Source organism: Sphingopyxis sp. BE259 (assembly GCF_031457495.1).
In the GTDB taxonomy this organism is placed as follows: domain Bacteria; phylum Pseudomonadota; class Alphaproteobacteria; order Sphingomonadales; family Sphingomonadaceae; genus Sphingopyxis.
The window spans coordinates 2,236,802-2,249,136 of record NZ_JAVDWM010000001.1 but is presented as its reverse complement, the minus strand read 5'-3'; the positions used below and the strand labels follow the sequence as shown (position 1 = coordinate 2,249,136).

Below are 12,335 nucleotides of genomic sequence, written 5' to 3'. Positions count from 1 at the left end.
GCGAGCGCCGGATGGACTTTCGCGCCGGCGCGTCGATCGCGGCATAAGGGCGGAGGAGGGAAGGGAAGCTATTCGAAATTAAGTTCATATTGTCCTGTATTCATTGATTTTATTATTGTCGGGATCAGCGCCGGTTGCCCTTGCGCGGACCGCTGCCGGCCGGACCGGCGCCGCGATCGCGATACACGATGCGGCCCTTGGTCAGGTCGTAAGGCGTCATTTCGACGCGAACGGCATCGCCGACGACCGAGCGGATGCGAAAGCGTCGCATCCGGCCCGCCGTATAGGCGATAATTCGATGATCATTTTCCAACACGACGCCAAAGCGTCCGTCGGGAAGAATCTCGTCGATCTGGCCGTCGAGTGTCAGCAGTTCCTCTTTGGCCAAAGATCAGGCCGACTGGATGTTGACCGCGGCGACTTTGCCGCGCTGGTCGGTTTCCAGATCGTAAGATACGCGCTGATCCTGGTTCAGCGTCGACATGCCCGACCGTTCGAGGGCGGTGATGTGGACGAAACTGTCGCCCGAGCCATCCTCGTTGGCGATGAAGCCATAACCTTTGTCGGTGTTGAAGAATTTCACGGTGCCGATTGCCATGAGGCGTTCCTTTCACGGAAGTGGATTTGTCACCGTTTCATAACGATGACGCCAGGAAGCGTGAGGAAGGAAGGTCCTGCCGTTACGGCAACAAAATCCGTCGTAAGCGACGATAGCTCGATACAAATAGGCGCTATGGTATGAAAAGTCAAGGATAGCCAAGGATTCAGGCTTGGTAAGGCGAGCTTTCAATCGCTGATATGCAGCGGGAAAGTCACCGAAACCCGCGTTCCCCTGCCGACTTCGCTGTCGATGTCGAGCTGGCCCTGATGGCGTTCCCCGATATGCTTCACGATCGCGAGGCCGAGGCCAGTTCCGCCGACCGAGCGGCTGCGTGCTTCGTCGACGCGATAGAAGCGCTCGGTCAGGCGCGGCAGGTGGTCGGGGGCAATCCCGTCGCCGACGTCGCTGACCGACAGGCGGACCCGGCGCCCCTCGCGCACAAGTTCGATCGTCACCGGGGTTCCGGCATGGCCATATTTCATGGCATTGGAAATGATGTTGTGGGCGAGCTGGCTGAGCTGCGCCGCGTCGCCAACCATCGGCTGAGTGGCGTCGCCCAGCGCGGCGACCACATCTTTCGCGCGCGCCGGTTCGCTGTCGCTGAGCTGCCCGATCGCGGTGCGGACGATCGCCGCCAGATCGACCGTCGTCGTCGGGCGACGAAAGCGGTCGGCCTCGACCCGCGAGATCGACAGCAGATCGATGACCAACTGTTGCATCCGCCGCGCCTCGCGTTCGATGATCGACAGGAAACGGTCGCGGGTCGGCGCATCGGTGTCGCCGTTCATTTCCTGTAATGTTTCGACATAGCCGAGGATCGCCGCGAGCGGCGTGCGCAGTTCGTGGCTGGCGTTGGCGACGAAATCGGATCGCATCCGATCGGCGGCGTCGATCGCCGACCGGTCGGACAGAAAGATGATATATTCGCTGCCCGACAAAGCGGCGATCCGCATCGTCCAACGCTGGCCGGGCCGCGGGAAATCGATCAAATTGACGGTTTCGAGCGGCGCGTCGCCCTGAATGCGCGACAGCCATTCGGTCGCGGCAGGGTGGCGGATCGCGGTTCGCACATCGGCGCCGACGATATGCCGCCCGAGCAGCCGAACCGCCGCGTCGTTGGCAATGGTGACAATATTGTCGGCAATGCCGAACAGGGGTTCCTTTTCCTGATCGACCCAATGCGCGAAATCGGGATGACGGAGCAGCGACGGAGGGACATTGGGGACGGTGGATGGTGCGGCGCCCTGCGGTTCTGGTGGCGCTGCAGGCAGCGCGCCGTAAACGATCGCGGCGGCAACAAGCCCTGCGACCGCCATGATCGCGATCGACAAGGGGTCGCCGCCGGAGAGCGCGGCAAAGATCGCCGCGATGGCAACCATCGTGAGGGCAATGACGAAGCTGGACAGGCGATCGAACATCGCCTGCGCGCCTCGCACGAAGCGAGGGGCGGGCGCAAGGCGATTTCCTGCCGTTAACGCATAGGCGGTGAATGTCCCAAAGCGGGAAGCGGTGATGCTGGGTCGGTGTTTTGCTTTTCCTTGGCGTGTCATTGGGTTATGCGCCGCGCATGGATCATCGCGAAATTCCGTCCGAAAGCCCCGACAACATGGGCGAAGCCATTCCGTCGAGGCGCCGGATGCTGGCGCTGGGCGCCGCCGGCGTCTCCGCCGCGCTGACGATCCGCCCCGCCTTTGCCCAGACCGCGGTATCGGTGATGAATTGCCAGATTCCGGTCCCCGGTCCGGGCGGCGCCGGCAAATTTATCGACACCCAGGGCAAGCTGGTGCCGCCCGGCACCAAGGGTGCGTTTCCGGGCGCGCTGCGCCCGTTCACCGGCGAAGAAGTCAAGCGTGCGTTCCGCGGCCAGACGCTGCCCGGCACGACCTATAGTCAGTCGCAGGCGTATCTGCAGTATATCCGGCGCTTGCAGGCGGGGCAGAGCGGCTTTACCTGTTTCGCATCGATCACGACGTCGCGCTGATTTTCGCTCCTATTCTGGCGATGTCGGTTCAGCCGCGTCGTCAGCCAAAGGAGTTTCCGTGAAACTAGCTTCGCTCAAACAGGGTCGCGACGGTCGTCTTGTCGTCGTGTCCGACGATCTCGCCTGGTACGCCGACGCTGGTCAGATCGCGGCGACGATGCAGGCGGCGCTCGACAATTGGGCCTATGCCGCGCCGCGCCTCGCCGCGCTGGCCGAAGACCTGAATCACGATGCGATCCCCAAGGAACGCTTTCACGAACGTGACGCCGCCTCGCCCTTGCCCCGCGCCTATCAATGGGCCGACGGCAGCGCCTATGTGAACCACGTCGCGCTGGTCCGGCAGGCACGCGGCGCCGAAATGCCCGACAGTTTCTGGCACGATCCGTTGATGTATCAGGGCGGCAGCGACGCATTTCTGGCGCCTCGCGACCCGATCCCGCTCGCCGATCCGGCGTGGGGGTGCGATATGGAAGCCGAAGTCGTGGTGGTGACCGGCGACGTCCCGGCAGGCATCGATGCGGCCGCAGCGCGCGAGACAATTCTGCTCGTCGGGCTGACCAACGACGTGTCGCTGCGCGGTTTGATCCCCGGCGAACTCGCCAAGGGCTTCGGCTTTTTCCAGTCGAAGCCGTCGAGTGCGATGTCGCCGGTGTTTGTGACGCCTGAAGCACTGGGCGATCGCTGGCAGGACGGCAAGCTGCACGGCACTTTGTGCGTCGATCTGAACGGTCAGCCGCTGGGCCGCGCCGACGCCGGCGTCGACATGACCTTCGATTTCGGTGCGTTGATCGCCCACGCGGCCAAGACGCGCGATCTGGGCGCGGGGACGATCATCGGGTCGGGCACCGTGTCGAACCGCGACGCCGACGGCGGTCCGGGCAAGCCGATCGCCGACGGCGGTCTGGGCTATTCCTGCCTCGCCGAAGTGCGGACGGTCGAGACGATCCAGCAGGGCGAGGCCAAGACGCCCTTCATGCAAAAAGGCGATAGCGTTCGCATCTGGATGGACGACGAGCGGCACCACAGCATTTTTGGCGCGATCGAACAGCAGGTAATGTGATAAAAAAAGGGGCGGGTCTGCACCCGCCCCTTTGGTCGTTGGATTTGGTCCGGCGATCAGCCGAAGCTGCCGCCCGACATCGCGTCGCTGAGCGAACAGGCCGCGGGACCAAGGATCACGACGAACAGCACCGGCAGAATGAACAGGATCAGCGGCACGGTCATGATCGCGGGCAGCCGGGCGGCCTTTTCTTCGGCGCGCATCATGCGTTCGTTGCGGAATTCGGCCGACAACACGCGCAGCGCGCTGGCCAGCGGCGTCCCGTATTTCTCGGTCTGGATCATCGTCGTGACGACGCCCTTCACTGATTCCAGATTGACGCGATAAGCGAGGTTTTCGAACGCCTGACGGCGCTCGGTCAAAAAGCCGAGTTCGATCGACGTCAGCGCAAATTCTTCGCCCAGTTCTGGATAGGCGCGGCCCAGTTCTTTTGATACGCGGGAAAAGGCAGTATCGACTGTCAGACCCGCTTCGGCGCAGATCACGAGCAGATCGAGCGCGTCGGGAAGCCCTTTGCGGATCGCGTCGGTGCGCTTGGACCGTTTGTTCTGCACGAACAGGTCGGGCGCCTTGTAGCCAAGAATGAGCGCCGCCATGGTGGCGCCCGACCGTTTGAACGGGGTCAGATCGGGCCACATTTCGATGCCATAGATCAGGAACGCGGCAAGCCCGCCGAACACGATCGGCAGGACCATGCGGCCGAAAATCACCGCGACGGCCAAATCCTTCGACCGAATGCCCGCCTGGGCCAGCTTTTGCTGGACCTCCTTGACCTGACCTTCCTGCAACACCTGGAGCTTGCCAAGGAACGTCCGCATCTTGTCGGCGTGCTGGTTCTTGCGGACCAGCTTGGCACGGCGCTTCGCGGTCGAAGCGGTGATGCCAGCTTTCAACTGCTCGCGGCGTTCGTTGAGCGCCTTGACGCGTTTGGTCATCGGATTGCGCACGGTCAGTGCGCCATAGATGGCGAAAAGAACGGCAAAGACGCCGACGGCGGCCAACATCGTGCCGGCCCAGATGACATCGACGCCCATCAGCGTCGGGCCAGTCTGGGCGCCGGTAAATGTGGTGAGAAGGAGGCTGCTGTTCACTGGTCTTGCCCCTTCAGATCTCGAAGCTGATCATTTTGGCCATGATCCCGGCGCCGATGCTCATCCAGATCAGCCCGCCGATCCCGGCGATCATCAGGCGCTGTTCGGTAAAGAAGCCCGCGAGATACGACGGGTTCATGGACCAGACGACGCCGAACACGAAGAAGGGCAGGGCACCGACGATATACGCCGACGCTTTGGCTTCCGATGACATGGCACGGATTTTCAGTTTCATCTGGGCGCGCTTGCGCAGCACGTCGGACAGGTTCGCCAGTGTTTCCGCCAGGTTGCCGCCGGTTTCGCGCTGAATCTGGATGGTGATGCAGAAAAACTGGAACTCGGGGGTTCCCAGCATCACGGCCGATTCCTGTAGCGCGGCTTCCATCGTGTTGCCGATGCGGATGCGTTCGACGACGCCCTTGAATTCCTCGCCGACCGGGCCGGGCAACTCTTGGCTTACGACCTGAAAAGTTTCGGTGACCGGCAAACCCGACCGCAGGCCGCGGACCAGCAGGTCGATGGCATCCGGAAAACGCGTATTGAACTGGGCGACGCGTTTTTTGATCGCCCGTCCGACGACCAGATAAGGCAGGCCGAGGCTGAGAAACAGACCGATCATGCCTGCCATCAGGATCGGCGCGCGCACTACCAGCAGACCGCCGGTGACAACGACGAACAACGCCATCGATGCGAACATATACTGCGTCAGCGTCCAGCCCTTGCCGGTCCGACGGATACGCTTTTCCATTTCCTCGCGGCGCGGCATCAGGCTTGTCAGGGACGAACTGCCCTTACCGCCCGACTGGATCGTTTTGCGCATCTGCGCCGCGACTACGGCTTCGGTCGAAGCGGCGTGGCGATCCTTGACCATCGCCAGCCGCCGCGTCTTCGCCTTGCCGGCAGACGGGCCGCCAAGCAGAATCACGAGGATAGCAAAGGCCAGGAAAGCCCCCGCGACGATAAGGATGACTGGCAGATTCATGTCGGCTGATGTCCGCTTCTATAGCTAGTGGCAGTGATACCCGGGTTTCGGGGTCACGCCGGCTGTTTCGCACCCTTTTTCGACATCAGCCCAAGTTTGCCGAGCAATGACCCGCCCGACTTGCCCTTGACCTGGGCGGTCTGCGCCTCCTCGGCTTCAACGTCGGCTCCATCAAGGATCAGGCGCATCAAGTTGGTCCACACCTGCGCTGCTTTCGTGCCCTTGCAGACTTCAGCATAGGATTTCCCCAGCTTCGCAGACTGGCTGACCAATTTCGGATCGAACGGAATTACGATGTCGATCTGGCGTTCGATCGACGATTCGAATTCCTTGCGCGATAATTCGCCGACGGCGTTCTGGAATTTGTTGGCGACCAGCACGACGCGGGCGCCGGGCACATTCTGCTTGAACCATGACAGCAAGCGGATCGTATCGCGCGCCGCGGCGAGCGTCACATCGCTGACCAGCAGGATCGTTCCAGCTTCCGACACCAAGTGCGGAAAGGGAATCAGAACCTGGCGCGGAATATCTACGATCGTCATCTCGAACGCGCCGCGCAGCTCTTCTTCCAGCTGGAAGAAGGCCGAGCCGTCGGTCATCACCGGCTGATGGATCGGCGCTTCGGCCGACAGCAGGCTGAGTTTGTCCGATGCCCGCACCATCGCGCGCTCGATGAAAAGGCCGTCGATACGGCTGGGGTTGTCGATCGCGTCGATCAAGCCGCGGCCGGGCTCCAGGTCGAGCGTCAGGGCGCCGGTGCCGAAATGGACATCGAGGTCGAGCAGCGCGGTCTGGCGGCCTGCCTGTTCGCTCATCGCCCAAGCGAGCGAGGTCGACACCAGCGAGGCTCCGACACCGCCGCGCACGCCGACGACCGCCATCATGTGATGCGGCTTGTCGTCCTGCATGTCGGCATGTTTCGGCGCGGTCAGCATTGCGTGCGCCATGGTCAGCGATTCGCGGACCTGTTCCAGCGACAGCGGTTTCAGCAGATAGTCCTGAATCCCACTCGACAGCAGGTCACGATACAGACGGACGTCATTGACCTGGCCCGCCGCGATCACCACCGTGCCGGGTTCGCAAACTTCAGCCAGCGCATTGATGTCGTTGATCGGATCGCCCGATTCGGACATGTCGACGAACAGGATGTTCGGACTAGCGGACACCGACAGCGATTGCACGGCATTGCGCAGGCCGCCCTTGTTACATTTTTCGATCGGCCAGCCCATGTCGTTGGCGGCGGCGCGGATCAGCTCCAGCGTGTCGTCGTCGCAGACAAAGGCGCTGAACGGATCGCGCGCGCCGACCGGTTTGAAAGGAGCGTTCACTGGCCACCTCCGCTGTTGCTGGTTGCGTTGCCGCGCAGTTCACCGGCGCCGGTCGGCGGCTTTTCGCGGAACGTCTTGATCGCGCGCGTTGCCATCGACGGATCATTGCCCGCGTTGCGCGCGCCCTTGATCAGGTCGTTGGGATCGGCGACCATCGCCGCCAGGTTGCTGTTGCTCGCGCAGCCATAGTTGGACGAGGTTGCGTTCGCGATATTGATCGCGGATTTGCTGTCCCAATTGGGGCAACCGGGCACCGATGCCGACGCGCGGGTCACGATAACCCGCAGGTGATCCTGCGGCACCGCTCCGGTCGTCACGGGAACATCGTTGGTCACCAGCAAGCCGCGCCGCGCGACCATCGACCGCACCGTCGCCTGCGCCGACGTGGCGCCGTAAACGGACGGGTCTTCGATCGAGATGCGATCGCCGTAGCGCACACCCATCGCGTCGAGCCACCCTTGGAGGCGGCCCTGTTCGCTGGGCGGCAGCTCGCCATTGGCGGCGGCGACGTCGAATTGATAGATTGCGTTGCGCACGACCGGCTGATGCACCGAATCCAGGCTACGGTTGGTGTAGGCGGTGCCCCCGCAGCCGGCGAGCGAGGTGGCCAGCGCCAGAACCGTCCAAGTTGCGATCTTCTTCATCACTTTGCTCCCTGAATTCCGTGCGTCACTTGATGCTGAAGCCGGGCGAGGCGTCGCCGGTGCCCCGCGGGCGATCGGCATCGCCGACGCTTGTGTCGAGCCGCGGCTTCGGTCGATCCCCGCCAGTCACGCCCGAGTTTTCCTGGTTTAGCAGCAGTCGCGACAAGTCATTGGCGTTCTGATAGGCGTCGGTCGGCAGCTTGATGTCGTTGGCCGACACCGGCTGTACCAGATAAGGCGTCACCACGATGACCAGTTCGGTCTCGCCGCGGCGGAAGCTGTCCGATTTGAACAACATGCCGAGCAGCGGCACGTCGCCCAAGCCGGGCATCTTGTCGATCGCGCCGATCGAACGGTTGTTCATCAGGCCCGCGATCATGAAGCTTTCGCCCGATCCCAGCTCGACCGTCGTTTCGGCGCGGCGGATCGTCAGCGCGGGGATCTGGAAGCCTTCCATCTCGATCGCGCCTTCGGTCGACAGTTCCGATACTTCAGGGCGGACGCGCAGGCTGATGCGCCCGTTCGAAAGCACCGTCGGCGTATAGGCCAGGCTGACGCCATATTTGCGATATTCGATCGTCGTCCCGGCGAGGTTGCCGGGGATCGGGACCGGGAATTCGCCGCCCGCCAGGAAGTCGGCGGTTTCACCCGAAATCGCGGTCAGGTTCGGCTGCGCCAGCGTCACGACCATGCCCGATCGTTCGCCCAGATCGAGCGAGGCGATCAGATCGAGGCCGAACAGACGGCCGGCGCCGGCCAGGCTGTTGGTACCCGCCTGGTTGTTGATGCCATACGTCGTGCTGCCGTCGGCGTTGTAGGTGATCGTGCCGGCGTTGCGGCCGCGAAACACGCTACCCAGAAAGCCGTTGCCGAGCGGGCCGTCGCGGTCGCGGGTCAGCACGTTGCCGCTGATTTCCTTGACCAACGTGCGGTTTACCTCGGCGATGCGGACCTGCAGATTGACCTGGAGCGGGGTCGCGGTGCGAAGGCGGGACAGGACTTTGGTCGTGTCGCCGACAAAGGCCTGGACCAGACGTTCGGCCTCGGCTGCGTCGTCGGGCGACTGGACCGTGCCAGTGAGCAGCACAAAGCCGTTCATCGTGTTGGCCGAAACGCTGGCGTCGGGCATGGCCAGCGACAGCATCTGGTCGATCGTCTCGATATTGTTGCCGACGCGGGCGACGGTCGAAAAAACGACCCGGCCGCTGGCATCGGTGGCATAAATGCTGGTCTCGCCAGGCTTTTTGCCAAAGATATAGAGCTGTCGGCCCGAGCGCACCTGGACGTCGGCGACTTCGTCATTGGCGACGAAAACGTCGGTCATCGCGGCGGGCAGGCTGATCAGGCGGCCGCGGCCGACCGACAGGTCGATGCTGCTGCTCGCATTCTGGGTCGCCTGGGCGGCTGCCGGCAGCGACGGAGCGGATGCCAGGGCCGCTGCCACCAGGCCGATGGCCAGGGTGCGGGCGAGGGCCGCTGCCTTGAAATTGGCTTTGCTGTTCATCTTACTTTCCCCCAACCGGAACGACGGTGGTCTTTTCGCCGCGCGTGACCCGGACGACCGGACCACTTGATGCCGGCCCATAATTGCCTCCCGACGGAGCCGACGGTGCGTTATTCACCATCGGTTGCGGGTTTCCGCCGCCGCCGACGCGGCCGCGCACCGGGATCCAGAACCGCGACACGTCGCCGCCGGTCGTTGCCGACTTGGCCGTCACGGGGCGAGCCTGGGCCTGCGCCAGCATCCGGCGTTCGGCGACGCTGCCGCCCTTTTCGGGAACGTTGATGTCGCCCGACGCGATCGCCGCTTCCAGTTCGCCGGTGCTTTCCGCCAGCGGACGCAGGGCGAGCGACAATTTGCCCATGCTCTGTGCAACGGCGATCCGTTCAGCGAGTTCAGGCGTCGCCTCCAGCGTGACCGAGCCAAAGGTGCGAACCGGGGTCTTGCCGGTTTCGTCTTCGGCGTCATAGCGCTGGTCGGTGGCGAGCACGCGAACGTTGCGGACAATCGTTTCGGCGGTGAAGAGCTGCTCGTCGGGATAGGAGCTGCCTTCCTTGATCGCAATCGTCTGTGCCAGCAGCACATCGACGCGGTCGCCCGGAAAGACGAAACCGGCAACGCCCTGTTCCTGGCTGACCTTGACTGTCACGGCGCGCATGCCCGGGCCAAGCGCCGCGGCGAGGAAGCCGCGATCGTCGGGATGGACCAGCGCGCCTTGGGTCAGCGGCTGACCGGCGGTGATCGGATAGCGCACGACGGTGCCGACCAACGTGTTGACGTCCGTCTTTTCCTTCATGAAATAGGCTTTTTCGACCAGCTCTTTCGGCCAAGGCTGAAAGCGGAAGCTGTCGGGGCCGATAATCGTCCCGACCGGCAGCTGGCGCGTCGCAACCAGGATCATCGGACCGGTTATGTCCGGCGCCGCTGCAGCACGCGCTTCGGGAGCGGAAGCCCCGCGCATCATCTGGTTGACCCCGAACGCTGCGCCGATCGCAATGACCAGCGCGCCGACGATCAGCATAATCTTTCGCGTATCCATGACGATTTTTCGCCTCCTAACACCAGCCAGACACGGCCGTGTTTGCCCTCAGGTTCAACCGATAGCCTGAAACTGGTTAAGATATTGTTGGTGAAGCGCCCAAAGCCCCGCCACCGCGATGGCAACCCCATAGGGAACCTCCACCGGTTTTTCGGACCGCCGCAATTTCATATGGATAAGCATCACCGCGGACAGGATGCCCCCCCCGACCGCCATGACCATCAGCATCGGCAGGAACAGCGGCAGCGGGATCCACAGCATGACGGCGCCGATCATCTTGACATCACCGCCGCCCATCGCACCGATCGCGAACAATCCGGCAAAGACGAGGAAGACCGCAAAGGCCGCGCCGAGCTGGATTGGCACGTCGGGCCAGACGGCAAGGCCGCTGGCGATCCAGAAGGGGATCGCGAGCACCGCCATCGCCGCGTTCAGTTCATTGGAGATGGTCCGTGACCTGAGGTCGCTGATCGCCGCGGCGATCATCAACAGGCCAAGAATGGCCATCAGGCCAAGAGAGATCGTGCCGCTGTCCATTGGCGCCCTCCTACGCAACATGGCTTACCAAAGGGTAACCATGCTGGCCCACGCCGACGGCGTCGCTTGCATTCCGTGTGCCAATGGATATGCGGCGAGGCATGACCGACGCGCCGCCTTCCGCCACCGACGTGCTGATCGTCGGCGCGGGCATTGCCGGCGCCAGCCTGGCCGCCGCGCTGGCGCCGTATCGCGGCGTCATGCTGATCGAGGCGGAAGAAACGCCGGGGTATCACGCCACTGGCCGGTCGGCGGCGTTCTGGCACGAAACCTATGGCGGACCGCGGGTGCAACCGCTGTCGGTTGCGTCCTTTGCGACCCTCAGCCACCCGGAGCCCGGATTTTCAGACCGTGGCTTCCTGTCGCCGCGCGCCGCGCTGACGATCGGTCATCGCTCGGAAGCGGCGGCGGTCGATGCCTTTGCCGCCGAGTTCATCGCCAAGGGTGTCGATGTCGAGCGGATGCACAGCGCAGAAATCGCGACAAAAATCCCCGGCGTTCGCCCCGAATGGAGCGAGGCCGCCTATGAAGCTGCGTGCAGCGACATCGACGTCGGGGGACTTCACGCCGCCTATCTTCGGGCCGCGCGGCGCGCCGGAGCGGCCATCGCGACGCGCGCGTCGCTGGAATCGGCGCGGCGGGTCGGCGACCGTTGGGAGGTGCAGATCGGCGGGCAAGCGATCCACGCGGCGGTAATCGTCAACGCCGCTGGAGCCTGGGCGGACCGGGTGGCGGCGGCGTGCGGCGTCGCGCCGGTCGGCATCCAGCCCTATCGCCGCACCGTCCTCCAGTTGCGATTGGGGGTGGCGGTGCCTGCCGCGCTGCCGCTGGTTATCCATGTCGGCGGCCAATTTTACTTCAAGGGCGAGAGCGAAGGGCGCGTCTGGCTCAGCCCGCACGACGAAACCCCGGTCGACCCGCACGATGCCGCGCCGGAGGAGATCGACGTTGCGATCGCGATCGACCGGCTGCAATCGGTGGTCGACTGGCCGATCGCCGCGGTCGAACGCAAATGGGCGGGTCTGCGTAGTTTTGCCCCTGATCGCATCCCGGTGTTCGGTGCCGATCCGCACCAGCCTGCGTTTGTCTGGTGCGCGGGGCAGGGCGGCTTTGGCATCCAGACGGCACCCGCGATCGCGGGGCTGCTCGCCGCCGAGCTCGGCGCGCCGCCACCCGTCGGAGACATCGCCGCGGTCGATCCCGCGCCCTTCGCGGCGTCACGTTTTCGCTGATCCCATTCAACGGCTTGCGCGGGGCGGCGGTCGGCTTACCATGGTGATGTCGCGCCACCCCCGACGCGGCGATGACCCGTGGAGGATGGCATGGCGCATTATTTTGAGATCAAGAAGAACAAGGCCGGCGAGTTCGTCGCCTATTTCAAATATAACAGCGAAAGCATCTTCTGGACCGAAGGCTACGCAAGCAAAGCGTCGGCAAAGAATGCCATCGAGTCGATCCTGAAAAACGGACCCGGCGCCGAAGTTCGCGACGCCGAGTAATCGGTCGCGCGGGCGCTCAGCGCGCCTGATAGACCGGGCATAAGTTGTCCGGCATCAGCTTTTCCTCGCTCG

14 protein-coding genes are annotated in these 12,335 nt (G+C 63.7%); 4 read left to right on the top strand and 10 right to left on the bottom strand.

Annotated elements, in window-relative coordinates:
• Positions 1–124: 124 nt before the first annotated feature.
• The 3 genes from infA to J2X44_RS10865 form a co-directional block, all read right to left on the bottom strand.
• Positions 125–388 carry a translation initiation factor IF-1 gene (gene infA / locus J2X44_RS10875; RefSeq protein ID WP_310083678.1) on the bottom strand — a complete coding sequence of 88 codons (264 nt, stop codon included), beginning with the start codon at positions 386–388 and terminating at the stop codon, positions 125–127.
• A gap of 3 nt (positions 389–391) precedes the next feature.
• Positions 392–598, bottom strand: a complete 207-nt coding sequence (locus tag J2X44_RS10870; RefSeq protein ID WP_310083676.1) for a cold-shock protein — start codon at positions 596–598, stop codon at positions 392–394.
• A 188-nt stretch (positions 599–786) separates the two neighbouring features.
• Entirely contained in the window at positions 787–2,019 is a 1,233-nt protein-coding gene (locus J2X44_RS10865; RefSeq protein WP_310083673.1) for an ATP-binding protein, read from the bottom strand.
• A gap of 149 nt (positions 2,020–2,168) precedes the next feature.
• Here J2X44_RS10865 and J2X44_RS10860 point away from each other — a divergent pair, with 149 nt between their 5' ends.
• Positions 2,169–2,582: a hypothetical protein gene (locus tag J2X44_RS10860; protein ID WP_310083670.1), complete on the top strand. Its 414-nt coding sequence runs from the start codon at positions 2,169–2,171 to the stop codon at positions 2,580–2,582.
• 58 nt (positions 2,583–2,640) lie between these two features.
• Positions 2,641–3,642 carry a fumarylacetoacetate hydrolase family protein gene (locus tag J2X44_RS10855; RefSeq protein WP_310083668.1) on the top strand — a complete coding sequence of 334 codons (1,002 nt, stop codon included), beginning with the start codon at positions 2,641–2,643 and terminating at the stop codon, positions 3,640–3,642.
• A 56-nt stretch (positions 3,643–3,698) separates the two neighbouring features.
• Here J2X44_RS10855 and J2X44_RS10850 read toward each other — a convergent pair whose 3' ends face one another.
• From J2X44_RS10850 to J2X44_RS10820, 7 genes are all read right to left on the bottom strand, one after another.
• Positions 3,699–4,676, bottom strand: coding sequence for a type II secretion system F family protein (locus J2X44_RS10850; protein WP_310087008.1), 978 nt, complete (start codon positions 4,674–4,676; stop codon positions 3,699–3,701).
• Positions 4,677–4,746: 70 nt separating this feature from the next.
• A complete protein-coding gene (locus J2X44_RS10845; protein ID WP_310083665.1) occupies positions 4,747–5,715 on the bottom strand; it encodes a type II secretion system F family protein in 969 nt (322 codons plus the stop codon).
• A gap of 53 nt (positions 5,716–5,768) precedes the next feature.
• A complete protein-coding gene (locus J2X44_RS10840; protein ID WP_310083662.1) occupies positions 5,769–7,043 on the bottom strand; it encodes a pilus assembly protein CpaE in 1,275 nt (424 codons plus the stop codon).
• Entirely contained in the window at positions 7,040–7,687 is a 648-nt protein-coding gene (locus tag J2X44_RS10835; protein WP_310083659.1) for a CpaD family pilus assembly protein, read from the bottom strand. The genes J2X44_RS10840 and J2X44_RS10835 overlap by 4 nt, the downstream gene beginning before the upstream one ends.
• Positions 7,688–7,712: 25 nt before the next feature.
• Complete coding sequence (locus tag J2X44_RS10830; RefSeq protein ID WP_310083656.1) at positions 7,713–9,191, bottom strand: type II and III secretion system protein family protein; 1,479 nt, start codon at positions 9,189–9,191, stop codon at positions 7,713–7,715.
• A 1-nt stretch (position 9,192) separates the two neighbouring features.
• Positions 9,193–10,227, bottom strand: coding sequence for a Flp pilus assembly protein CpaB (cpaB, locus tag J2X44_RS10825; RefSeq protein ID WP_310083654.1), 1,035 nt, complete (start codon positions 10,225–10,227; stop codon positions 9,193–9,195).
• 54 nt (positions 10,228–10,281) lie between these two features.
• Positions 10,282–10,764 carry a prepilin peptidase gene (locus J2X44_RS10820; protein ID WP_310083651.1) on the bottom strand — a complete coding sequence of 161 codons (483 nt, stop codon included), beginning with the start codon at positions 10,762–10,764 and terminating at the stop codon, positions 10,282–10,284.
• Between the two features lie 101 nt (positions 10,765–10,865).
• Here J2X44_RS10820 and J2X44_RS10815 point away from each other — a divergent pair, with 101 nt between their 5' ends.
• Together J2X44_RS10815 and J2X44_RS10810 are read left to right on the top strand one after the other, a co-directional pair.
• The gene (locus J2X44_RS10815; protein ID WP_310083648.1) at positions 10,866–11,996 is read left to right on the top strand and encodes an FAD-binding oxidoreductase; all 1,131 of its coding nucleotides are present in this window, start codon (positions 10,866–10,868) and stop codon (positions 11,994–11,996) included.
• A 90-nt stretch (positions 11,997–12,086) separates the two neighbouring features.
• Entirely contained in the window at positions 12,087–12,263 is a 177-nt protein-coding gene (locus J2X44_RS10810) for a DUF1508 domain-containing protein (RefSeq protein ID WP_310083646.1), read from the top strand.
• Positions 12,264–12,335: the final 72 nt, after the last annotated feature.